The 23,705-nt window shown below is 72.9% G+C and carries 18 protein-coding genes; 15 read left to right on the top strand and 3 right to left on the bottom strand.

The features are described 5' to 3' along the window. Positions 1-203: 203 nt before the first annotated feature. From IG62_RS0116225 to IG62_RS0116255, 7 genes are all read left to right on the top strand, one after another. On the top strand, positions 204-2,123 hold the full coding sequence (locus IG62_RS0116225) for an acyl-CoA dehydrogenase family protein (RefSeq protein ID WP_030802536.1): 1,920 nt from the start codon (positions 204-206) through the stop codon (positions 2,121-2,123). Between the two features lie 99 nt (positions 2,124-2,222). After that, the gene (gene dxr / locus IG62_RS0116230; protein ID WP_030802539.1) at positions 2,223-3,497 is read left to right on the top strand and encodes a 1-deoxy-D-xylulose-5-phosphate reductoisomerase; all 1,275 of its coding nucleotides are present in this window, start codon (positions 2,223-2,225) and stop codon (positions 3,495-3,497) included. Next, positions 3,494-4,795: a M50 family metallopeptidase gene (locus tag IG62_RS0116235; protein WP_030802542.1), complete on the top strand. Its 1,302-nt coding sequence runs from the start codon at positions 3,494-3,496 to the stop codon at positions 4,793-4,795. Before dxr ends, IG62_RS0116235 begins: the two co-directional genes overlap by 4 nt. A 171-nt stretch (positions 4,796-4,966) precedes the next feature. Further along, positions 4,967-6,124 carry a flavodoxin-dependent (E)-4-hydroxy-3-methylbut-2-enyl-diphosphate synthase gene (gene ispG / locus IG62_RS0116240; protein ID WP_030802548.1) on the top strand — a complete coding sequence of 386 codons (1,158 nt, stop codon included), beginning with the start codon at positions 4,967-4,969 and terminating at the stop codon, positions 6,122-6,124. A gap of 172 nt (positions 6,125-6,296) precedes the next feature. After that, positions 6,297-7,142: a GNAT family N-acetyltransferase gene (locus tag IG62_RS0116245; protein ID WP_030802550.1), complete on the top strand. Its 846-nt coding sequence runs from the start codon at positions 6,297-6,299 to the stop codon at positions 7,140-7,142. 25 nt (positions 7,143-7,167) lie between these two features. Further along, complete coding sequence (locus tag IG62_RS0116250; RefSeq protein WP_030802557.1) at positions 7,168-7,704, top strand: GNAT family N-acetyltransferase; 537 nt, start codon at positions 7,168-7,170, stop codon at positions 7,702-7,704. A gap of 214 nt (positions 7,705-7,918) precedes the next feature. Then, positions 7,919-9,628, top strand: coding sequence for a proline--tRNA ligase (locus IG62_RS0116255; protein WP_030802559.1), 1,710 nt, complete (start codon positions 7,919-7,921; stop codon positions 9,626-9,628). A gap of 91 nt (positions 9,629-9,719) precedes the next feature. On the opposite strand, the gene IG62_RS0116260 is transcribed toward IG62_RS0116255, so the two are convergent. Genes IG62_RS0116260 through IG62_RS0116270 form a run of 3 tightly spaced genes read right to left on the bottom strand, consistent with a single transcriptional unit; the run spans position 9,720 to position 11,689 of the window. Next, on the bottom strand, positions 9,720-10,631 hold the full coding sequence (locus IG62_RS0116260) for an aminoglycoside phosphotransferase family protein (protein WP_030802563.1): 912 nt from the start codon (positions 10,629-10,631) through the stop codon (positions 9,720-9,722). Positions 10,632-10,682: 51 nt separating this feature from the next. Beyond that, entirely contained in the window at positions 10,683-11,189 is a 507-nt protein-coding gene (locus tag IG62_RS0116265) for a ferritin-like domain-containing protein (protein WP_030802566.1), read from the bottom strand. Next, positions 11,186-11,689 carry a hypothetical protein gene (locus IG62_RS0116270; protein ID WP_030802567.1) on the bottom strand — a complete coding sequence of 168 codons (504 nt, stop codon included), beginning with the start codon at positions 11,687-11,689 and terminating at the stop codon, positions 11,186-11,188. The genes IG62_RS0116265 and IG62_RS0116270 overlap by 4 nt, the downstream gene beginning before the upstream one ends. A 160-nt stretch (positions 11,690-11,849) precedes the next feature. Here IG62_RS0116270 and rimP point away from each other — a divergent pair, with 160 nt between their 5' ends. From rimP to IG62_RS41945, 8 genes are all read left to right on the top strand, one after another. Continuing rightward, positions 11,850-12,410 (top strand): ribosome maturation factor RimP, encoded by a 561-nt coding sequence (rimP, locus tag IG62_RS0116275; RefSeq protein ID WP_030802568.1) that lies wholly within the window; start codon positions 11,850-11,852, stop codon positions 12,408-12,410. A 2-nt stretch (positions 12,411-12,412) separates the two neighbouring features. After that, a complete protein-coding gene (gene nusA / locus IG62_RS0116280) occupies positions 12,413-13,417 on the top strand; it encodes a transcription termination factor NusA (RefSeq protein WP_030802569.1) in 1,005 nt (334 codons plus the stop codon). 122 nt (positions 13,418-13,539) lie between these two features. Beyond that, positions 13,540-13,818 carry a YlxR family protein gene (locus IG62_RS44735; RefSeq protein WP_078872030.1) on the top strand — a complete coding sequence of 93 codons (279 nt, stop codon included), beginning with the start codon at positions 13,540-13,542 and terminating at the stop codon, positions 13,816-13,818. 177 nt (positions 13,819-13,995) lie between these two features. Then, positions 13,996-17,055, top strand: a complete 3,060-nt coding sequence (gene infB, locus IG62_RS44740) for a translation initiation factor IF-2 (RefSeq protein ID WP_078872031.1) — start codon at positions 13,996-13,998, stop codon at positions 17,053-17,055. Between the two features lie 149 nt (positions 17,056-17,204). Continuing rightward, entirely contained in the window at positions 17,205-17,498 is a 294-nt protein-coding gene (locus IG62_RS0116290; protein WP_030802576.1) for a DUF503 domain-containing protein, read from the top strand. A 66-nt stretch (positions 17,499-17,564) separates the two neighbouring features. After that, a complete protein-coding gene (gene rbfA / locus IG62_RS0116295) occupies positions 17,565-18,014 on the top strand; it encodes a 30S ribosome-binding factor RbfA (RefSeq protein WP_030802580.1) in 450 nt (149 codons plus the stop codon). Between the two features lie 2 nt (positions 18,015-18,016). Next, the gene (gene truB, locus IG62_RS0116300; protein WP_030802583.1) at positions 18,017-18,946 is read left to right on the top strand and encodes a tRNA pseudouridine(55) synthase TruB; all 930 of its coding nucleotides are present in this window, start codon (positions 18,017-18,019) and stop codon (positions 18,944-18,946) included. A gap of 282 nt (positions 18,947-19,228) precedes the next feature. After that, positions 19,229-23,359, top strand: coding sequence for a serine protease (locus IG62_RS41945; protein ID WP_037838414.1), 4,131 nt, complete (start codon positions 19,229-19,231; stop codon positions 23,357-23,359). Positions 23,360-23,705: the final 346 nt, after the last annotated feature.

Below are 23,705 nucleotides of genomic sequence, written 5' to 3' on the forward strand. Positions count from 1 at the left end.
AGGGCCGATGACGGCGGGCCGGACCGCCGGGCCCGCCGGCGCGCAGGCCCCCCATGGCCGGGAGGCGCCGTTGCGGCCCGCCGCGGCCGGTACCTCCAGTGGTGCAAGCCGCGCGGATCGGGTAACTCTCACAAGTAGCGCTGTCCAGCGGCCGACCGGCCGCCGGCGCTGAACTCCCGACCCCGCGGCGAGGTGAGCTCCTGATGACCGCTCCATCCATCCGCAACGTTTCCGAGCGCGAAGCACGCCAGGTCGCCGAGGCGGCCCGCGAGCAGGACTGGCGCAAGCCGAGCTTCGCCAAGGAACTGTTCCTGGGGCGCTTCCGGCTCGACCTCATCCATCCGCACCCCACGCCCGCCGTGGACGACGTGCGCCGCGGTGAGAAGTTCCTCGCCACCCTGCGGGAATTCTGCGAGACGCAGATCGACGGCGCGCGGATCGAGCGCGAGGGCAGGATTCCGGACGAGACCGTGCGCGGGCTCAAGGAGCTCGGCGCGCTCGGCATGAAGATCGACCCCAAATACGGTGGCCTCGGGCTCACCCAGGTCTACTACAACCGGGCGCTGTCCCTGGTCGGCACCGCCAGCCCCGCCATCGGCGCACTGCTCTCCGCCCACCAGTCGATCGGCGTACCGCAACCGCTGAAGCTGTTCGGCACCCCGCAGCAGAAGGAGACCTTCCTGCCGCGGCTGGCCCGTACGGACATCTCGGCGTTCCTGCTGACCGAACCGGACGTCGGCTCGGACCCGGCCCGGCTGGCGACGACGGCCGTGCCGGAGGGCGACGAGTACGTCCTCGACGGCGTCAAGCTGTGGACCACCAACGGCGTGGTCGCCGACCTTCTGGTGGTGATGGCGCGGGTGCCCGCCTCCGAGGGCCACAAGGGCGGCATCACCGCCTTCGTCGTCGAGGCGGACTCGCCCGGAATCACCGTCGAGAACCGCAACGCCTTCATGGGCCTGCGCGGCCTGGAGAACGGCGTCACCCGCTTCCACCGGGTGCGGGTCCCGGCCGCGAACCGCATCGGCCCCGAGGGTGCCGGCCTGAAGATCGCCCTGACCACGCTCAACACCGGACGGCTCTCGCTGCCCGCGATGTGCGTCGGCTCCGGCAAGTGGTGCCTGAAGGTCGCCCGCGAGTGGTCCGCGGCCCGCGAGCAGTGGGGCCGGCCGATCGCCAAGCACGAGGCCGTCGGCGCCAAGATCTCCTTCATCGCCGCGACCACCTTCGCCCTGGAGGCGGTCGTCGACCTGTCCTCCCAGATGGCCGACGAGAACCGCAACGACATCCGCATCGAGGCCGCCCTCGCCAAGCTCTACGGCTCCGAGATGGGCTGGCTGATGGCCGACGAACTGGTCCAGATCCGCGGCGGCCGCGGCTTCGAGACCGCCCCCTCGCTCGCCGCCCGCGGCGAACGCGCCGTACCGGCCGAGCAGATGCTGCGCGACATGCGGATCAACCGGATCTTCGAGGGCTCCACCGAGATCATGCACCTGCTGATCGCCCGGGAGGCGGTGGACGCCCACCTGTCCGTCGCCGGCGACCTCATCGACCCCGACAAGTCCCTCGCCGACAAGGGCAAGGCAGCCGCCAAGGCCGGCGGGTTCTACGCCCGCTGGCTGCCCAAGCTCGTCGCCGGCCCCGGCCAACTCCCGCGTACGTTCCAGGAGTTCGGCATCCTCGCCGGGCACCTGCGGTACGTCGAGCGGACCTCGCGCAAGCTCGCCCGCTCCACCTTCTACGCGATGTCCCGGTGGCAGGGGAAGATGGAGACCAAGCAGGGCTTCCTCGGCCGGATCGTCGACATCGGCGCCGAACTCTTCGCCATGAGCGCCGCCTGCGTCCGTGCCGAGCACCTGCGCGAGACCGGTGACCACGGCCGCGAGGCGCAGCAGCTGGCCGACGCGTTCTGCCGGCAGGCGCGGATCCGGATCGAGGAGCTCTTCGGCCGGCTGTGGACCAACACCGACGAACTCGACCGCAAGGTCGTCTCCGGGGTCCTCGACGGCAGCTACGGCTGGCTGGAGGAGGGCATCGTCGACCCCAGCGGCGACGGCCCGTGGATCGCCGACGCCACCCCCGGCCCGAGCGCCAAGGACAACGTCCACCGCCCCATCGGCTGAACCCCACCCGGGCCCGGTCCCGCCGTTGATCGGCCGGACCGGGCCCGGCGTGTGCCCTCCGTGCCCACGGCACCCCCGCGACCGGCCACAATGGACCCCATGACGGACTCCCTCGCCCATCCGCACCTGCGCTTCGAGCCGGCCGCCGGCGATCCCGACGGCCCGGGCCAGCCCCGCTCCCTGGTGATCCTCGGCTCGACCGGCTCGATCGGCACCCAGGCGATCGACATCGTGCTGCGCAACCCCGACCGCTTCCGGGTGACCGCGCTGTCCGCGGCCGGCGGCCGGACCGAGCTGCTCGCCGAGCAGGCGCACCGGCTGCGGGTGGACACCGTCGCGGTGGCCCGCGCGGAGGCGGCCCCCGCGCTGCGCGCCGCGCTCGCCGACCGCTACGGTCCGGGCGAGAAGCTCCCCGAGGTCCTGGCCGGCCCCGACGCCGCCACCGAACTCGCCGCGTCCGCCTGCCACACCGTCCTCAACGGCATCACCGGCTCCATCGGTCTCGCCCCGACCCTGGCCGCCCTCAAGGCGGGCCGGGTGCTGGCGCTGGCCAACAAGGAGTCCCTGATCGTCGGCGGCCCGCTGGTCAAGGCCGTCGCCCGGCCGGGCCAGATCATCCCCGTCGACTCCGAGCACTCCGCGCTCTTCCAGGCGCTGACCGGCGGCGACCGCGCCGAGGTCCGCAAGCTCGTGGTCACCGCCTCCGGCGGCCCGTTCCGCGGCCGTACGAGGGACGAGCTGGCCGGGGTCACCCCCGAGCAGGCGCTGGCCCACCCCACCTGGTCCATGGGCCCGGTCGTCACGATCAACTCCGCGACCCTGGTCAACAAGGGCCTGGAGGTCATCGAGGCGCACCTGCTCTTCGACGTCCCCTTCGACGCGATCGAGGTCGTCGTCCATCCGCAGTCCTTCATCCACTCGATGGTGGAATTCACCGACGGCTCCACCCTCGCCCAGGCCAGCCCGCCCGACATGCGGATGCCGATCGCGCTGGGGCTGGGCTGGCCCGACCGGGTCCCGGACGCCGCCCCTGGCGTCGACTGGACCACGGCGCAGAGCTGGGAGTTCTTCCCGCTGGACACCGAGGCCTTCCCCTCCGTACCGCTCGCCTGCCACGTCGGCTCCCTGGGCGGCACCGCACCGGCCGTCTTCAACGCCGCGAACGAGGAATGCGTGGACGCGTTCCTCAAGGGCGGGCTGCCGTTCACAGGGATTGTGGATACCGTCGCCGATGTGGTCGCCGAACACGGCACGCCCGCGCGGGGAACTTCCCTGACCGTCGCGGACGTCCTGGAGGCGGAGACCTGGGCGCGCGCCCGCGCCCGCGAACTGGCCGCCCGTGCGGCACGGACACCCTCGGAGGCTCGCGCATGACGACCTGGATGACCATCCTCGGCATAGTCGTCTTCGTCGTCGGCCTGCTGTTCTCCATCGCCTGGCACGAACTCGGCCACCTCTCCACGGCCAAGATGTTCGGCATCCGCGTGCCGCAGTACATGGTGGGCTTCGGGCCGACGATCTTCTCCCGCAGGAAGGGCGACACCGAGTACGGCATCAAGGCCATCCCGCTCGGCGGCTACATCCGCATGATCGGGATGTTCCCGCCCGGGGACGACGGGAAGCTGCAGGCCCGCTCCACCTCGCCGTTTCGCGGCATGATCGAGGACGCCCGCTCGGCGGCCTTCGAGGAACTGCAGCCCGGTGACGAGAAGCGGCTCTTCTACACCCGCAAGCCCTGGAAGCGCGTCATCGTGATGTTCGCCGGGCCGTTCATGAACCTGATCCTGGCGGTCGTGATCTTCATGAGCGTCCTGATGGGCTTCGGCATCAACACCCAGACCACCCAGGTCGGCTCCGTCTCCGACTGCGTGATCTCGGCCGCCGCCAAGACCGACAAGTGCCCGCACGGTGCCAAGGACTCCCCGGCCAAGGCCGCCGGCCTGCGCGCCGGCGACAGGATCGTCACGTTCAACGGCCACGACGTCCCCGACTGGGGCACCCTCCAGCAGCAGATCCGGGACACCACCGGGCCCGCGACGCTGGTCATCGAGCGGCACGGCGTCCGCAAGACCCTGCACGCCGACCTGATCAAGAACAAGGTCGCCAAGACCGACGGGCACGGCGGCTACGTCCCCGGCCAGTTCGTCACCGCCGGCTTCCTCGGCTTCACCCCGGCCAGCGGCGTCGTCCAGCAGTCCTTCGGCCAGTCCGTCGACCGCATGGGCAACATGGTCGAGCAGGGCGTCTCCTCCCTGGTCAACCTGCCCGGCAAGGTCCCGGACCTGTGGAACGCGGCCTTCAACGGCGGCGAGCGCAAGCAGGACTCCCCGATGGGCGTGGTCGGCGCGGCGAGGGTCGGCGGCGAGGTCTTCTCGCTGCACATCCCGCCGGAGCAGCGGGTGGCGACCATGCTCTTCCTGGTCGCAGGGTTCAACCTCTCGCTGTTCCTGTTCAACATGCTGCCGCTGCTCCCGCTCGACGGCGGACACATCGCCGGCGCCGTGTGGGAATCCATCCGCCGGGCCTTCGCCAAGATCGTCCGCCGGCCGGACCCCGGCCCCTTCGACGTGGCCAAGCTCATGCCGGTCGCCTACGTCGTCGCCGGGATCTTCATCTGCTTCACGCTGCTGGTGCTGGTGGCGGACGTGGTGAACCCGGTGAAACTCACCTGAACCGGACATCCGTGACGGCCGGGCCCGCCAGGACCGTATGGGCGTGCCCGGCCGCCCCATTGGTGGGGGCGCACGGCCTCGATGTGCCCCGGGCGATCCCGGTGTCGTAATCTCGGAGGCCGGAGCCCGCCGACGCGGGGCCTTGATCCACACCTTGGGGTTGCTCGCCAGATGACTGCCATTTCACTGGGAATGCCGGACGTACCGACCAAGCTGGCCGACCGCCGGGTCAGCCGCAAGATCCACGTCGGTCCGGTCGCCGTGGGCGGAGACGCACCGGTCTCGGTGCAGTCGATGACGACGACGCGGACCTCCGACATCGGCGCGACGCTGCAGCAGATCGCCGAGCTGACCGCCTCCGGCTGCCAGATCGTCCGGGTCGCCTGCCCGACGCAGGACGACGCCGACGCGCTGCCCGTGATCGCCAAGAAGTCCCAGATCCCGGTCATCGCCGACATCCACTTCCAGCCGAAGTACGTCTTCGCCGCCATCGACGCCGGCTGCGCCGCGGTCCGGGTCAACCCCGGCAACATCAAGCAGTTCGACGACAAGGTCAAGGAGATCGCCAAGGCGGCCTCCGCGGCCGGCACGCCCATCCGGATCGGCGTGAACGCCGGCTCGCTGGACGCCCGCCTGCTGGCCAAGTACGGCAAGGCCACCCCCGAGGCGCTGGTCGAATCCGCGCTGTGGGAGGCGTCCCTCTTCGAGGAGCACGGCTTCCGCGACATCAAGATCTCGGTCAAGCACAACGACCCGGTCGTGATGGTCAACGCCTACCGCCAGCTCGCCGCCCAGTGCGACTACCCCCTCCACCTCGGCGTCACCGAGGCCGGCCCCGCCTTCCAGGGCACCATCAAGTCCGCGGTCGCCTTCGGCGCGCTGCTCAGCGAGGGCATCGGCGACACCATCCGGGTCTCGCTGTCCGCACCGCCCGCCGAAGAGGTCAAGGTCGGCATCGCCATCCTGGAGTCGCTCAACCTCCGCCAGCGCCGCCTGGAGATCGTCTCCTGCCCGTCCTGCGGCCGCGCCCAGGTCGACGTCTACAAGCTCGCCGACGAGGTCACCGCGGGCCTGGAGGGCATGGAGGTGCCGCTGCGGGTCGCCGTCATGGGCTGCGTCGTCAACGGCCCCGGCGAGGCCCGCGAGGCCGACCTCGGCGTCGCCTCCGGCAACGGCAAGGGCCAGATCTTCGTCAAGGGCGAGGTCATCAAGACCGTCCCCGAGTCGAAGATCGTCGAGACCCTCATCGAAGAGGCCATGAAGATCGCCGAGCAGATGGAGAAGGACGGCGTCGCCTCCGGCGAACCGGTCGTCACCGCCGCCGGCTGACCCGCCCCACAGCCCACCTGAGCCCCGCCGCCCACCCGGGCCGCGGGGCTCACGGCTGCCCGGAGCGGCCCCGCGGACAGCGCACAGGGTGACCCGCGCGGACGCGAGGTAAAGTGCCAAGACCTGCTCCCGCCTGGCCTCCCAGGCCCGTAACGGTGAGGCAAACCGAGAAGTGCTGACGACCACCACCATCAAGGTCCTCGAACCAGGGGACCTCGACGATGCGCTCGCGGTCCTCGACCGCGACCCGGTCGCCAACGCCTTCGTCGCCGCCCGCGTCCAGGTCGCCGGCCTCGACCCCTGGCGGCTGGGCGGCGAGATGTGGGGCTGGTACGTCGGCGGCCGGCTGGAATCGCTCTGCTACGCCGGCGCCAACCTCGTCCCCGTCTGCGCCACCTCCGAGGCCGTCCGCGGCTTCGCCGAGCGGGCCCGCCGCCAGGGCCGGCGCTGCTCCTCCATCGTCGGCCCGGCCGGCCCGACGACCGAACTCTGGTCGCTGTTGGAGCCGTACTGGGGCCCGGCCCGCGAGCTCCGCGCCCACCAGCCGCTGATGGTCACCACCTCGCAGTCCGCCGAGATCGCCCCCGACCCGTACGTCCGGCGGATCCGCAAGAACGAGATGGACCTGATCATGCCGGCCTGCGTCGCCATGTTCACCGAAGAGGTCGGCATCTCCCCGATGGCCGGCGACGGCGGGCTGCTCTACCAGGCCCGGGTCGCCGAACTCGTCGGCGCCGGCCGCTCCTTCGCCCGCGTCGAGGACGGCAAGGTCATCTTCAAGGCGGAGATCGGCGCCGCCACCCCGCGCGCCTGCCAGATCCAGGGCGTCTGGGTCGACCCCGCCCACCGCGGCAAGGGCCTGTCCGAAACCGGTATGGCCGCCGTGCTCCGCTACGCCCTCAGCGACGTCGCCCCCGTCGTCAGCCTCTACGTCAACGACTTCAACACCGCCGCCCGGGCCGCCTACCGCCGGGTGGGCTTCGAGGAAGTCGGCGCGTTCATGAGCGTACTGTTCTGACCCGCGGCCTTGTACGCTCGCGACCATGGATGACGTCGCGGTCGGCCCCCTCGATCTCGCCGCCCGCGTGGACGACGCGCTCGCGGTACAGGCGCTCGCCTTCGGCCTGAGCGACGAGGAGATCGCCGTCCGCCGGCACATCGTCCTGCGCCACCTCGGCTGCCCCGGCGCCCGGGCGCTGGGCGCCACCACTCCCGCCGGCCGGCTCGTCGGCTTCATCTACGGCATGCCCAACGACCGCACCCACTGGTGGTCCACGGTCGTCGAGCCCTATCTGCGCAGCGAGGGCCTCGACCACTGGCTCGACGACTCCTTCACCATCACCGAGCTGCACGTCCACCCCGCCTACCAGCACCGCGGCCTCGGCCGGGCACTGATCACCCGGATCACCGACGGGGCCGGCGAGCCCCGCTCCATCCTCTCCGCCATCGACGTCGAGAGCCCCGCCCGCAAGCTCTACCGCTCCCTCGGCTACCGCGACCTGGCCCGCCGCGTCCTCTTCCCCAGCGCCCCCACCCCGTACGCCGTCATGGGCGCCCCCCTGCCCCTGAAGCGCCCCTGACCCGCCCCCAGCAGTCCACACAACCGGCCCCGGAGGCCCGTCACCGCACCCACAACAAACCCAGCCCGCCGCAGGCGCAACGGCGAGAAACCCCCACGGCGGGAAAGCCAAAAACGTGGGGCAAACGCCAAGCGCAGCGCTAACGCATTTTCGCGGGACACACCCGGGCCGCTAACCTCCAGGGAGTCACCTTTCTTACGCAGGAGAAACTCCCATGGCCAACGCCGCACAGGTCCAGCGCATGTCCCGCTTGATGATCAAGACACTGCGCGACGACCCGGCCGACGCCGAGACCGCCAGCCACAAGCTGCTCGTCCGCGCCGGGTACGTCCGCCGCTCCTCCGCCGGCATCTGGACGTGGCTGCCGCTGGGCAAGAAGGTCCTGGAGAACGTCTCCCGCGTCGTCCGCGAGGAAATGGACGCCATCGGCGGCCAGGAAGTCCTGCTGCCGGCGCTGCTGCCCAAGGAGCCCTACGAGACCAGCGGCCGCTGGGAGGAGTACGGCGACCTGCTCTTCCGCCTCAAGGACCGCAAGGGCGCCGACTACCTCCTCGGCCCCACCCACGAAGAGATCTTCACCCTCACGGTCAAGGACCAGTGCACGTCCTACAAGGACCTGCCGGTGATCCTCTACCAGATCCAGATCAAGTACCGCGACGAGGCCCGCCCCCGCTCCGGCGTGCTGCGCGGCCGCGAGTTCCACATGAAGGACTCGTACAGCTTCGACACCACCGACGAGGGCCTGGCCCAGTCGTACGCACTGCACCGCGAGGCCTACGAGAAGATCTTCCAGCGCCTGGGCCTGGACTACCGCATCGTCTCCGCCGTCTCCGGCGCCATGGGCGGCTCGGCGTCCGAGGAGTTCCTGGCGCCCGCGTCCGCCGGCGAGGACACCTTCGTCGACTGCCCGAGCTGCGACTACGCCGCCAACACCGAGGCCGTCACGGTCAAGGTCGAGCCGGCCGACGGCTCCGCGCACGGTCCCCTCGAGGAGCTGGACACCCCCGACACCCCGACCATCGAGTCGCTCGCCGAGTTCCTCGGCGTACCGGCCTCCGCGACCCTGAAGAACCTCCTGGTCAAGGTCGACGGCGAGATCGTCGCGGTGGGCGTCCCGGGCAACCGCGAGGTGGACCTGGGCAAGCTCGGCGAGCACCTCGCGCCGGCCACCGTCGAGCTGGTCACCGCCGAGGACTTCGTCGACCGCCCTGACCTGGTCCGCGGCTACGTCGGCCCGCAGGGCCTGGCCGGCAAGGCGTTCCGCTACCTCGCCGACCCCCGCGTCGCCCCCGGCACCGCCTGGGTCACCGGCGCCAACAAGGAAGGCGTGCACGCCAAGAACGTGGTCTGCGGACGCGACTTCGAGGTCGACGAGTACCTCGACGTGGTCGTCGTCGAGCCCGGCGACCCCTGCCCGAAGTGCGGCACCGGCCTGAAGATCGACCGCGCCATCGAGATCGGCCACATCTTCCAGCTCGGCCGCAAGTACGCGGACGCCTTCGAGCTCGACGTCCTCGGCCAGAACGGCAAGCCGGCCCGGGTCACCATGGGCTCGTACGGCATCGGCGTCTCCCGTGCGGTGGCCGCGCTGGCCGAGCAGACCCACGACGACAAGGGCCTGTGCTGGCCCCGCGAGATCGCCCCGGCCGATGTGCACGTGGTCGCGGCGGGCAAGGCCAAGCAGACCGAGCTCGCGCTGGAGATCGGCGACCTGCTCGGCGACGCCGGCCTGCGCGTCCTGGTCGACGACCGGGCCGGGGTCTCGCCGGGCGTGAAGTTCACCGACGCCGAACTGCTGGGCGTGCCGACCATCGTGGTCGCCGGCCGGCGCGCCGGCGAGGGTGTGGTCGAGGTCAAGGACCGCCGCACCGGCGAGCGCGAGGAGCTGACGGTCGAGGAGGCCGTCGCCCGGCTCAGCGCCTGATCCGACTGATCCGTCTGATCCGTCTGATACGAAGCCGCTGCGGCGCCGCCGGTCCCGGGACCGGCGGCGCCGCAGCGCACGCACGGGTGGGCTACAGCCAGGCCGCGAACTCCAGCAGCAGCTCGCCGTGCTGGCGGTCGCCCACGGCCGCCTCCCGCACCCCGGCGTCCACCGCCCGGACCAGCGTCCAGTCGCGCAGCCGCCCCCGGTCCACCTCCAGGGAGTCGGCGAGCTTGGCCATCCGGCGGCGGACCGCGGCCGCCGCACCCGACCCGGCCGCCAGGTCCTCGAAGCGGTCCAGCACCAGCGCCGCCAGGTCGTACGCCCGCTCGCCGACCACCGGAGACGGGCCGACCGCCAGCCACGGCGCCCGCTCACCGGCCAGCACCTTGCCCTGGCGGAACGCCCCGTGCAGCAGGAACTGCTCCTCCGAAGCGGCCGGCAGACCACGGCGCAGCTCCTGGGCCTCCGCCACCAGCGGACCGGCCGCCCGGGTCAGCCCACCTGCTGTCCCCAGCGCCTCCACGTCCTCGTCGGTACGCCCGGCCAGGGTCTCGAACGGATGGTCCGCCGGCGACTCCACCCACAGGCGGCGCACCGTACCGGCCGCCTCCAGAAAAGCCTTGGCCTCCGGCAGCGAGCGCAGCGACACCCCGCTCTGCAACCGCTCCAGCAACAGCGCACCGCTCGCCGCGTCGGCCCGCAGCAGCCGTACCGCCCCCCAGCCGTCCCAGGCCGCAAGCGCCGCCGCCTCGTGCCCGGCCCGGCGGCCCGGTACCGGCAACTTCAGCGCCGCCGGCGTACCGTCCACCTGCCGTACGAGGGCCAGCAGACTGCTGCGGCCACCGGGGGCGTGTACCCGCTCCAGCGTCAGTTGCCAGTCGTCCAGCCGCTGCTGAACCAGCGTCGGCAGCGCGTCGAGCCACTTCCGTACCGGGCTGTCCGGGTCGCCGCTCACCGAACTCACCAAACGTTGCGGCGGTTCGATGGGTGCCGTTGCCATGCCTGCGCTGTCCCTTTCCTGGGGCCTTTCCGGGGGGTGACCGCCGGTCGTTCAGAGCGCGCCCGCGGAGGCGCTCGCGGAGCCGGACGGAGCGGCGGCCGAAGCCCGCTCCGTGAGCCCAGGGAAGGCTACGCCGCCGCCGCGCCAGCGCACCGCCCGCACCGCCGCCTCCCGCAGCGCGGCGGCCGCCTCCCGCCGCCGGGCCCGGCCGCCGGCCCGTACGAGGTCCGCGTAGACGGCGGCCAGCCGGTCCTCCAGCTCCGCCGCCAGCCGCGCCGCGGCGGCCGGGTCGGGCACCGGGAACGGCAGTTCGTACGCGGCCGCCGCGGCCTCGGGCGTGCCGCCCAGCGCCAGCACCTCGCGGCGCAGCGCGTCCCGGCGGGCGCGGTGGGCGTCGTAGGCGGCCTGTGCCTCGGTGCGCCGGTCGTGGGAGATCCGGCCGCCGACCACGCCGTAGCCGTAGACCGCGGCGTGCTCGGCGGCCAGCGCCGCCTGCACGGCGGTCAGCTCCGCGCGGCCGTCGTCGCTGTGGTCGTCGCTCTTCTTCCGGGAGGTCATCGGGGCGGCTCCGTCAGCAGATAGGCGTGCGCCGCGCCGGCCGCGGCCACCGAGGCGAGCAGCCGGGCCAGTTCGGGCGGCGCGGTCAGCAGCGCGGTGGTCCGGTTGTCGGCGAGCTTGCGTTCCGCGACGGCCAGGGCGCCCTGCGCGGCCTTCTCGTCCCCGGGCACCGGGGGCGCGGCGGCCTTGTGCGGACGGCCCCGGCGGGCGGAGCCGGCGGGGGAGGGGGCGGCGTCCGAGGTCGTGAACGCCTGGACGTGCCGGGCCACTTCGGAGCGCAGCGGGCGCAGCCGCGGCTCCAGCGCCGGGTGGGCGGCGAGCGTCGCGTCGTAGCGCGCCAGCAGCGCCGTACTGTCGTGGGCCGCGGCCGTGCGCAGCCGATCGGCGGCGGAGGAGTGCTCGTCCCGGTCGGGGGAGACGTCCTCGGAGCAGCCGGTGAGCAGCGCCGCGCCCCCCAGGGCGGCGCCGGCCAGCAGGGTCCTTCTGCGTGTGAGCGCCACTTTCGGCACGTTGCACTTCCCGGGGTCTTCCGTCGTGATCACCGCAGGCGAGAGTATCCGTGACCACCCACCGAATCGTCAGTACCCCGCCGGAACCGATAGGCTTTGATCCGACACGCGATCCACCCACAACAGCACACGCGGCCGAGGAGTCACCCGGATGAGCACCACCCAGAGCGAGAGGCTGCGCGGACTGCTTGAACCGCTCGTCGCCGCGCGAGACCTGGATCTGGAAGAGATCGAGGTGACACCGGCCGGGAAGCGCCGGGTGCTGCGGATCGTGGTCGATTCCGACGAGGGCGTCCAGCTGGACGAGTGCGCCGAGCTGAGCCGCGAGGCGTCCGTGGTCCTGGACGACACCGATGTGATGGGCGGCGCGCCCTACACCCTTGAGGTGACCTCCCCGGGCGCCGACCGCCCGCTGACCGAGCTGCGCCACTACCGCCGCGCGCTCGGCCGCCTCATCAAGGCCCAACTCACCGAAGCGGCAGGGTCGGGGGAGCTGATCGCCCGGATCACCGGCGTCGACGACGACGGCCTCGATCTGGAGGTGCCGGGTGTGAAGGGGCGCAAGCCGACGGCCCGCCGGGTCTTGTTCGACGAGATCGCCAAGGCGCGCGTCGAGCTGGAGTTCAGCCGGAAGTCCGAGAAGCCCGAGACGGCGGACAAGCGCGACGCGCAGCACGAAGAGAAGATCGACGAGAACAAGGAGGAGGCGTAGCCGTGGACATCGACATGAGTGCCCTGCGGGGGCTGGTGCGGGAGAAGGAGATCTCGTTCGACCTGCTGGTCGAGGCGATCGAGTCGGCCCTCCTCATCGCATACCACCGCACCGAGGGCAGCCGCCGGCGGGCGCGGGTGGAGCTGGACCGCAACACCGGCCATGTGACGGTGTGGGCGAAGGAGGACCCCGAGGACCTGGAGGAGGGTGCCGAGCCGCGTGAGTTCGACGACACCCCGTCCGGCTTCGGGCGGATCGCGGCGACCACCGCCAAGCAGGTCATCCTGCAGCGGCTGCGGGACGCCGAGGAGGAGATCACGTTCGGCGAGTACGCCGGGCGGGAGGGCGACGTCGTCACCGGCGTCGTCCAGCAGGGCAAGGACCCCAAGAACGTCCTGGTCGACATCGGCAAGCTGGAGGCCATCCTGCCGGTGCAGGAACAGGTCCCCGGTGAGGAGTACACCCACGGCACCCGGCTGCGGTCGTACGTCGTCCGGGTGGTCAAGGGCGTGCGCGGCCCGTCGGTGACGCTGTCGCGCACCCACCCCAACCTGGTGAAGAAGCTCTTCGCCATGGAGGTGCCGGAGATCGCGGACGGGTCGGTGGAGATCGCCGCCATCGCCCGCGAGGCCGGGCACCGCACGAAGATCGCCGTGCGCTCGACGCGGTCGGGGCTGAACGCCAAGGGTGCGTGCATCGGCCCCATGGGCGGGCGGGTGCGGGCCGTGATGGCCGAGCTCAACGGCGAGAAGATCGACATCGTGGACTGGTCGGACGACCCCGCCGACCTGGTCGCCAACGCGCTGTCGCCGGCCCGGGTCAGCAAGGTCGAGGTCGTGGACCTGGCGGCACGCTCCGCCCGGGTCACCGTCCCCGATTACCAGCTGTCACTGGCCATCGGCAAGGAAGGCCAGAACGCCCGTCTGGCGGCCCGGCTCACCGGATGGCGGATCGACATCCGGCCGGACACCGAGCACGCCTCGCAGGCCGGGGATCACACGTCGTAGCCGCCGGAGCCGCGGCCCACGGAAAAATTGGTGGCGCCGCGGACCTCCGACGGGAATTCTGAGCAACCGTTCGGCCCTTACCCCATCGGGGTGCGGTCGACGCGGGGAGGTAGACTTAAGCAGTGTCTGGCCGGACGCATGCCCGCGCATGCCCTGAGCGCACATGTCTGGGATGCCGGGAGCGGACGGCCAAGGGCGATTTGCTGCGCATCGTGGAGATCGAGGGTGAGTGTGCCCCTGATCCTCGCGGTACGCTGCCCGGCCGGGGTGCATACGTGCACCCGACACTGGTCTGCCTCGACCTGGCGGTCCGCCGCCGGGCGTTTCCCCGGGCCTTTCGGGGCCGGGGGCCGTTCGACACGACGGACGTTCGTCGGTTCCTCGAACGGCACGCCGGTTGAAGCCGCCCACTGCAACAACGCACAGCAAGAACGCACAGCGCACGGAAAACCGTGCGGTCAGGTACCTCGCGAGTCGGAAGTAGGTCGAGATTGCGATGAGCACTCGATGAGTACGCGATGAGTACGCCCATGAAGTAGCGACGGTCCGGTGGACACCCCGGACCTAGAAGGAGCGAAGTGGCTAAGGTCCGGGTATACGAACTCGCCAAGGAGTTCGGCGTGGAGAGCAAGGTCGTCATGGCCAAGCTCCAAGAACTTGGTGAATTCGTCCGTTCGGCGTCCTCGACGATCGAGGCGCCGGTTGTTCGCAAGTTGACCGACGCTTTCCAGGCAGGCAGTGGCAACGGCCGCGCCGCCGGGAAGCCCGCGGCGCCGCGCAAGTCGGCCCCCGCGAAGCCGTCGGCGCCCTCCCCGGCGCAGGCGGCTCGTCCTGCTGCCCCCAAGCCGGGTGCCCCCAAGCCGGGCCCCGCGGCCCCGGCTCCGGCCGCCTCCGAGGCGCCGGCCCCCGCGGCCCCCAAGAGCACCACCCCCGCTCCGGGTCCGCGCCCCGCCCCGGCGCGCCCGGCAACCCCCAAGCCTGCTCAGGCCGCGCCCGCGCAGCCCGAGTTCCAGGCGCCCCCGGCCGCCCCGTCGGCCCCCCGTCCCGCTGCCACCCCCGGCCCGCGCCCGGCCCGTCCGGCGCCCGGTCCCGGTCAGGGTGGTCAGGGCCGTGGCAACGCCCCGCGCCCCGGTGGCGAGCGTCCGGCCGCGCGTCCCGGCGGTCGTCCGTCCGGCCCGCGTCCGGGTAACAACCCCTTCACCTCCGGTGGCTCCACGGGCATGGCCCGTCCGCAGGCCCCCCGTCCCGGTGGCGCGCCGCGTCCCGGCGGCCAGGGTGGTCCCGGCGGCCCGCGTCCGCAGGGCGGCGGCCAGGGCGGCCCCCGTCCCCAGGGCCAGGGCGGCGCGCGTCCGACCCCCGGTGGTATGCCCCGTCCGCAGGGTGCGGCCCCCGGCGGTGCCGGCCCGCGTCCCGGCGGCGGTAACCGTCCGAACCCGGGCATGATGCCGCAGCGTCCGGCTGCCGGCCCGCGTCCGGGCCCCGGTGGCGGCGGCGGTCGCGGTCCCGGCGGTGCCGGTCGTCCCGGCGGCGGCGGTCGTCCCGGTGGCGGCGGCTTCGCCGGTCGTCCCGGTGGTGGCGGCGGCGGTCGTCCCGGTGCCGGCGGCGGCTTCGCCGGTCGTCCCGGTGGCGGTGGCCCCGGCGGCGGTGGCGGCGGCTTCGGCGGTCGTCCCGGCTTCGCCGGTCGTCCCGGCGGTCCCGGTGGCCGTGGTGGCACGCAGGGTGCGTTCGGCCGTCCCGGCGGTCCGGCGCGTCGCGGCCGCAAGTCGAAGCGGCAGCGCCGTCAGGAGTACGAGGCCATGCAGGCCCCGTCGGTCGGCGGCATCATGCTGCCGCGCGGCAACGGTGCGACGGTTCGCCTGTCGCGCGGTGCCTCGCTGACGGACTTCGCCGAGAAGATCAACGCCAACCCGGCGTCGCTGGTCCAGGTCATGCTGAACCTGGGCGAGATGGTCACCGCGACCCAGTCGGTCTCCGACGAGACGCTGCAGCTGCTCGCCGACGAGATGAACTACGTCGTCGAGATCGTCAGCCCGGAGGAGGAGGACCGCGAGCTTCTCGAGTCCTTCGACATCGACTTCGGTGAGAACGAGGGCGGCGAGGACATGCTCGTCGCGCGTCCGCCGGTGGTGACCGTCATGGGTCACGTCGACCACGGTAAGACCCGACTGCTCGACGCGATCCGCAAGACGAACGTCATCGCGGGCGAGGCCGGCGGCATCACCCAGCACATCGGTGCCTACCAGGTCGCGACCGAGGTCAACGACGAAGAGCGGCGCATCACCTTCATCGACACCCCCGGTCACGAGGCGTTCACCGCCATGCGTGCCCGTGGTGCCAAGTCGACCGACATCGCGATCCTCGTGGTGGCGGCCAACGACGGTGTCATGCCGCAGACGATCGAGGCCCTGAACCACGCCAAGGCGGCCGACGTGCCGATCGTGGTCGCGGTCAACAAGATCGACGTCGAGGGCGCCGACCCGACCAAGGTGCGCGGTCAGCTGACCGAGTACGGCCTGGTGGCCGAGGAGTACGGCGGCGACACCATGTTCGTCGACATCTCCGCCAAGCAGGGGCTCAACATCGAGTCGCTGCTGGAGGCCGTGGTCCTCACCGCGGACGCCGCGCTCGACCTGCGGGCCAATGCCGAGCAGGACGCGCAGGGTATTGCGATCGAGGCCCACCTCGACCGCGGCCGCGGCGCCGTGGCCACCGTCCTCGTCCAGCGCGGTACCCTCCGCGTCGGTGACACGATGGTCGCCGGTGACGCGTACGGCCGTGTCCGTGCGATGTTCGACGACAAGGGCAACAACGTCGAGGAAGCGGGTCCGTCGACCCCCGTCCTGGTCCTGGGTCTGACCAACGTCCCGGGCGCCGGCGACAACTTCCTGGTCGTCGACGAGGACCGCACGGCCCGCCAGATCGCCGAGAAGCGCGCGGCGCGCGAGCGCAACGCGGCCTTCGCCAAGCGCACCCGCCGGGTCTCCCTGGAGGACCTGGACAAGGTGCTCAAGGCCGGCGAGGTCCAGCAGCTCAACCTCATCATCAAGGGTGACGCTTCTGGTTCCGTCGAGGCCCTGGAGTCCTCGCTGCTCCAGCTCGACGTCGGCGAAGAGGTCGACATCCGGGTGCTGCACCGCGGCGTCGGTGCGGTCACGGAGACCGACATCAACCTGGCGTCCGGCTCCGACGCGATCGTCATCGGCTTCAACGTGCGGGCCGAGGGCCGCGCCACGCAGATGGCCGAGCGCGAGGGCGTCGACGTCCGGTACTACTCGGTCATCTACCAGGCGATCGAGGAGATCGAGGCGGCCCTCAAGGGCATGCTCAAGCCGGAGTACGAAGAGGTCGAGCTCGGTACGGCGGAGATCCGCGAGGTCTTCAAGTCGTCCAAGCTGGGCAACATCGCGGGTGTTCTCATCCGCTCCGGCGAGGTCAAGCGCAACACCAAGGCGCGCCTCATCCGCGACGGCAAGGTGGTCGCGGAGAACCTCAACATCGACGGTCTGCGTCGCTTCAAGGACGACGTCACCGAGATCCGCGAAGGCTTCGAGGGTGGTATCAACCTCGGGAACTTCAACGACATCAAGGTCGACGACGTCATCGCGACGTACGAGATGCGCGAGAAGCCGCGCGGCTGATCACGCAGCGTCCTTTCGGGGCCGGTCGGCGGAAGAAACTCCGTCGATCGGCCCCGGCCGTTGCGTGTACGGTTCGAACTGACACGCACACCCCCGGCCCATGCCGGGAGGTGCCCCCAAGGCCCCACGGGTGGCTTGACCCGGCTTGCATGTACGTAGGGACGCTGTCCTTCGACCTGCTTCTCGGCGACGTACGGTCGCTGAAGGAGAAGCGCTCCGTCGTCCGCCCGATCGTCTCCGAACTCCACCGCAAATTCGCGGTGAGCGTGGCGGAGGTCGGGGACCAGGATCTGTACCGCAGGGCCACCATCGGCCTGGCGGCGGTGTCCGGGGACGTCGGGCACCTCACCGATGTCATGGACCGCTGCGAGCGCCTGGTCGCCGCACGGCCCGAAGTGGAGCTGCTGTCGGTACGCCGACGGCTGCACGGCGACGACGACTGACCTGATGACGGGGCAGGTCGCCGCCGGTGGAAGCACAATTGTGGAAGACAAGAAGGAGACGGACCAGTGGCCGACAATGCGCGGGCGAAGAAGCTGGCGGACCTCATCCGGGAGGTGGTCGCCCAGAAGCTGCAGCGCGGCATCAAGGACCCGCGGCTCGGCTCACACGTGACCATCACGGACACCCGGGTCACCGGCGACCTGCGGGAGGCTACGGTCTTCTACACGGTCTACGGCGACGACGAGGACCGGGCGAGCGCCGCCGCCGGGCTGGAGAGTGCCAAGGGCATGCTGCGCTCCGCGGTCGGTGCCGCGGCCGGCACGAAGTTCACGCCGACCCTGGCGTTCGTGGCGGACGCCCTGCCGGAGAACGCCAAGACCATCGAGGACCTCCTCGACAAGGCACGGGCCTCGGACGCCAAGGTCCGGGAGGTCTCCTCGGGCGCCAAGTACGCCGGCGAGGCCGATCCGTACCGCAAGCCCGGCGACGACGAGGATGACGAGGGCACCGCGTAAGAATGAAGCGTGAGAGCAACAAGCCGGGCGGCCTGATCATCGTCGACAAGCCGGCCGGCTTCACTTCGCACGACGTGGTGGCGAAGATGCGCGGTATGGCCCGCACCCGCAGGGTCGGCCATGCCGGCACCCTCGACCCGATGGCCACCGGCGTGCTCGTCCTCGGCCTGGAGCGGGCCACCAAGCTCCTCGGCCACCTGGCGCTGACGGAGAAGGAATACGTCGGCACCGTCCGGCTGGGCCAGAACACGGTCACCGATGACGCCGAGGGCGAGATCACCGCGTCCAAGGCGGCGCACGGCCTCGCCCGCGAGGACATCGACTCCGGGGTCGCGCTGCTGTCGGGCGCGATCATGCAGGTGCCCTCCAAGGTCAGTGCCATCAAGATCAACGGCAAGCGGTCGTACTCCCGGGTGCGCGACGGCGAGGACGTGGAGATCCCGGCCCGCCCGGTCACCGTCTCCTCGTTCGTGGTGCACTCCGCGCACGAGACCGAGGCGGAGGACGGCACGCCGGTGACCGACCTGCTGGTCTCCGTCGAGTGCTCCTCCGGTACGTACATCCGCGCCCTGGCCCGCGACCTGGGCGCCGGTCTCGGCGTCGGCGGCCATCTGACCGCGCTGCGCCGCACCCGCGTCGGGCCCTACAAGCTGGACCGGGCGCAGACCCTGGAGCAGCTGCAGGCCGCGGTGGACGCCCCCGAGGGCGGCGGGCTGCCGATCATGCCGGTCGGTGAGGCGGCGGACGCGGCCTTCACCCGCTGGGACGTCACCGAGGCACAGTCCCGGCTGCTGCTGAACGGCGCGCGGATCCCGATGCCGCGCTTCGAGGCCGACGGGCCGGTTGCGGCCTTCGGGCCCGACGGGCGGTTCCTGGCGCTGGTGGAGAACCAGGGCGGGAAGGCCAAGAGCCTGGCGGTCTTCGCCATCTGACCCCTGGGAGCCGGACCGGAATCCCGGTATCCGGGAGAGCCGGAAACCCGGCTTCCGGGAGGGGTGGTGGAACGCGGGCCGCCCGGCAGACACGGTGCCGGTCCGCGCTCCACCATCCCCCTCCTCTTGATCTCTATCCAGCGCACCTCGGGCATTCACTCATTCGGTGAGGCGCTCGGAGTGAATCAAGGCGTGGACGGGGGCGCGTTCGCCGCACACCCTGCCAGGACGATCACGGCCTGCTTACCGTTCGGAGGACGGTACCGGCGGGAAGGATCGGCAATGGCGTTGCTGGATGCCGATGCGGACACCGCACTGGTGCGGATCCGCGATCTGGCAGGTCACACCCGCGGAACGGGATTCCTCGCGGACCACGAAGGCACGGTGGTCACCAGCCACGAGGCGGTGGACGGCGCGGCCGGACTGGTGCTCCAGCCCATGCGGCCGGTCACGGCCACCGGCGGGGCGGCCACCGCATGGACCCGCCCGGTGGAGCCGAGCGCCATCACCCCCCTCCCCGGAAGCGGGCTCGCACTCATCCGGACCACCGGCTTCCGCCCGGACCGGCTCCGCCCTCTGCCGATCGGCACGGCACGGCCGGACGCGGGCGCACCGGCCCGGCTCTGGGCGGGCGGCTGGCTGGACGGCACGGTCGTCGGCCCCGCCTCGGGCGTCACGTACACCGCCGGCGACCGTGTCCACCACCTCGACCACGTCCTGGAGCTGGCACTGTGCGCGGGCGGCCGGGAGGCACTGCGGCTGGGCGGGCCCGCGATCGGCGGGCCGGTGCTCGACGGCCGGACCGGTGTGGTGCTCGGCGTCCTGGGCAGCGCACTGCACGCCGGCCGCCGGGCCGGCGGTCTCGCCGTCCCGCTGCGCGCGGTCGCCGAGGCCGCGCCCGGGCGCCCGCTGGCTGCCCTGCTGGCGCGCAACGCGGCGACCGTCCCCGCGTACGGCAGCGAACTGAACCCCGCCGGGGTGCTGCGGCTCACGGCCCTCTCCGCGAGCCCGTCAGCCGCCGGGCCGGGCCCCGACCCGGTCGAACGCCCCGAGGTACAGGGAGAGTTGACCCGCTTCACGGAGGCGGCGTCCGGGGCGTCCGGGGCGCGTGTGCTGGCTCTGGTGGGCGGCTCGGGCACCGGGCGGAGCACGGAGCTGGCCCGGCTGGCGGCGCGCCGGTCGGCCGGCGGGCTGCCGGCCCCCACCGTCCGGCTGCGCGGCGCCGACCTGCGGGCCGGCGACGAGGGCCTGCGCAGCGCGGTGGGGCGCGCGCTGCGCTCCGCGGGCCGGACCCTCGTCGCCTCGGGACGTACGGCGGGCGACCCGACGGACGCCACCCCCGAGACCGTCGCCGCGCTCGCCGCCGGCACCGGCCGACCACTGCTGGTGCTGCTCGACGGCCCGGAGGAGATGCCGGCGGCCCTGGCCCGGCACGAGCGGCTGGCCGAGTGGACCGCCGCGACGGCCCACTGGCTGCGCACCGCCCGCGTCCAACTGGTCATCGCCTGCCGCCCCACCTATTGGGAACGAGCCGGAGCGCTCTTCCCGCCGGGGCTGCTGCACCGGCCGCTGCCGGGCGGTGCGGCGCCCGCCCTCCCCGACTGCGTGGCGATCGGCGACCTCCCCGAGAGGGCGGCCGAGCGCGCCCGGGAACGCTACGGCCTGCCGCCCGGCGCCCCCGCCGCCCCGGACGCCCGCCACCCGCTGACGCTGCGGCTGCTGGCGGAGCTACGGGAGGAGCTGGCCGGGGGAGGAGGCCGGGCCGGGGCGGAACGCGGGAACGGGGAGACGGGCGGCGAGCCGGACGGGGAGCTGCTCGGCGCGCCGGACCGCCACCAGATCTTCGACGCCTACCTGGACCTGATGTCGCTGCGGATCGCCGTACGCATCGCCGCCGGGTACCGGCCCGCGCCGCGGGGCACCGCGGTGCGCAGGCTGGCCGCCCAGGTCGCCGGCCAGGTGCACGAGGCCGCCCGCCGCTGCCTCGCGTCCGTGGAGGGCGCGTTGGACCGTCCGTCCTTCGAGGAGGTCTTCCCGGTCCGGGCCGGCTGGTCCGCCGCGGTGCTCGCCGAGGGCCTGCTGGTGCCGGCCGGCCCCGGATACCGCTTCGCCCACGACGAGTTCGGTGAATGGCTGCAGGGTGCCCACGTCGATCTCGACCTGCTGACCGTCCCCGGTCACCGCCCCGCCCCGGTCGTCGAGGCCCTCCTCCGGCTCGCCCGGCAGGCAGGGCAGGTCCAACTCGCCTTCCGCCTGGCGGAGTTGGTACCGACGGCGACGGCGGACGGCGAGGGACCACTCGGGGCGTCCCGCGGGGGCGGCCTGCTCCCGGCCCCGGGGGAGGACGTACCGCAGCCCCCGCTCCTCACGTGCCGCGGTGACCGCGGGGACGATGACTCCGGGGACGGTCACTTCAGGGGCGGCGGCTCTTGCGACTGCGATTCTTGCGATGGCCCTTCTCGCGACGGCGACTCCTGGGCCTGGGACTCTTGGGCCTGGGAGTCGTGCGACGGGCGGTCGCCGGACGTTACGGACGCAGGGGCCGAGCCGCCTGTGCCGGGAGGGGCGCCGGAGCTGGAGCCGTGGCCGGGGCTGCGGCCGGGTGCGTGGGGCGAGGGAGCCGCGGTTGCGTCCCTACGGCCCGTGGACGGCCCCCGGTGGGCCCGGCAGCTGCTGGCCGGCGTCCTGCTCAGGCTCCCCGACGCCGGGCCGTACACCGGCGTGCTGCGGCTGCTGGCCGATCGGATCACCGAACGATCGCTGCGGGCGGGCGGGTTCGCGCACACCGGACTGGACGCGTTCGGGTCGTGGTTCTGGGAGCGGCTGGCACTGGCGGACGAGGACCGGCTGGACCTGCTGCGGCGGCTGGTGCCGGCGGACGGGCGGGTGGCCGGCGGAGCGGTGGGTCCACCGGCGCGCTTTCTGGACGCCGCGGCCGGGATGCTCCGCACCGACCCGCAGCGCGTCCAGCCCCTCCTCTGCACGTGGTTCGACGACACCCGCCTCCTGGGCGCGGGACGGTCACACCGCCCGGCGCACAGCCCGGTACCTCCGCCCCGGACGTCCGCGCCTTCGCCTCCCGACTCAGCACCCCTGCCGGACGCCTCCGCACCGGCGCCGCGCGAGATCACCGTGGCGGCCGCCGCGCAGGCCCTGCTGTACGCCCACCGCCGGCGGGCGCCCGATGCGCTCGCCGAGGCGCTGGTGGCAGCCGCGCACCCCAGGGGAGACGAGCTGCTCGGCGCGCTCGCCGAGGACGAGCCGTCGACGGTCTGCCGGGCCGTCGCCCGCTGGGCCCACGACCCCTGCCCCCGCCGCCGGGCGGCCGCCGCGTCCTACGGCCTGCGCGCCGCGCCCCACGCCCGTACCGAGGTCGACCGCGCCCTGCTCCGCCGGGCGGCCCTCGACCTGCTCTCCGGGCCCGAGGGCGCGCCGCACGAGACGCAGTCGGAGGCAGTGGACGAAGCGAGGGGGGAAGGGGAGGGCGAAGCGAAGGAGGACGTGAAGGAGGAAGCGAAGGACGAACTGCTCGCCGGCCCGCTCGACAAACCGCTCGCCGGCCCGCTCGACGGACCCTGTACCGGCTCGGCGCTGGCGCTCCTCGTGGGCGACCCGGTCAGCCGGCCCCGCTACCTGGCCCGGGCGCTGGCCCGCTTCGTCGCGGGAGATCCGCAGCTGCCGCCCACGGCGTTCGCGGGTGCGCTGGCCGAGCACCCCGTGCCGGTGCTGGCCGCCTTCCGGGCCCGGCTCGTCGGAGGCGGAGGGCCACCGGTCGCCGCCGCCCTGCTGCGGCTGCTCGCCGGGCTCGACGCACCCGCGACCGCCGCCCGTGCCGCCTCGCTGGTCCGTGATTACGCCCGGCACAGCCCGGACCGCGCCGCGCGCCCGGTCGCGGAATTCGTCGCCCACCGCCTGGAGCGCGGACCGGCCGCCCGCGCCGCGCTGCGTCCGTTCGCCGGTGAGCTGATCACCGGCTGCCCGGCGCCGGTCCGGTGCGCACTCGCCGACGTACTGGCGGAGGCCGGTTCCGGCGCCTCGGAGGCGCTGCGCGGTGACCTGCTGGAGGCCCTGCTGGCGCAGGAGGAGCACGAGAGGGGCCCGTACGGCCTGGACCAGGGTGAGCACGGCGCCACCACCGACACCAGCGTCCTCGAAGCGCTGCTCCGGGCAGCCGCCGAGGGCTGCGAACGGCGGCCCGCGGAGCGCACCCGTGACCTGGTGCGGCGCACCGGCGCGCTGCTGGCCGGTACGCCGGGCGGCGCGGCCCGCTTCGAACGGCAACTGGCGGAGCTGACCGGCCGACTGCCCGGCTTCGCCCGCCGGCTCCGCGGAGGGGCGGCGGATCAGGCGGGGGCCGCCGCGGCGAGGGGAGCCCGCTCCCGTACGACAGCGGCCGGGAGTCGGGGCGGGTGACGGTGCGGGTGACTGGAGCCGGAGGCCGTGGCCGGGGGCGCGTACCGGAGATCGGGGCCGGGGGCGGGCCCGGGTACGGGAAAATCGGGCTGGGGTCTGACCACCGGCCCGTACGCGGATGCCGACGGTCAGGCATCCGCAGGCACCCGTAGGGCCCCCAAACCCCCACAGGTAGTCGCAGGCGTCCGCGGGCACCCAAGGTTGGGCGCTCGCGGTCAGGTGTCCGTGAGACGGAGGCCGGGTACCCGGCCCACGGGCGGAGCCGGTGTGGTGCTGCCGTGGCGGAGCCGGTGTGGTGCTGCCATGAAGATCCACCGGGCGGTCGCCGGTGACCCTTCGCGCGAAG

Source organism: Streptomyces sp. NRRL S-337, from assembly GCF_000720175.1.
Taxonomy (GTDB): domain Bacteria; phylum Actinomycetota; class Actinomycetes; order Streptomycetales; family Streptomycetaceae; genus Streptomyces; species Streptomyces siderophoricus.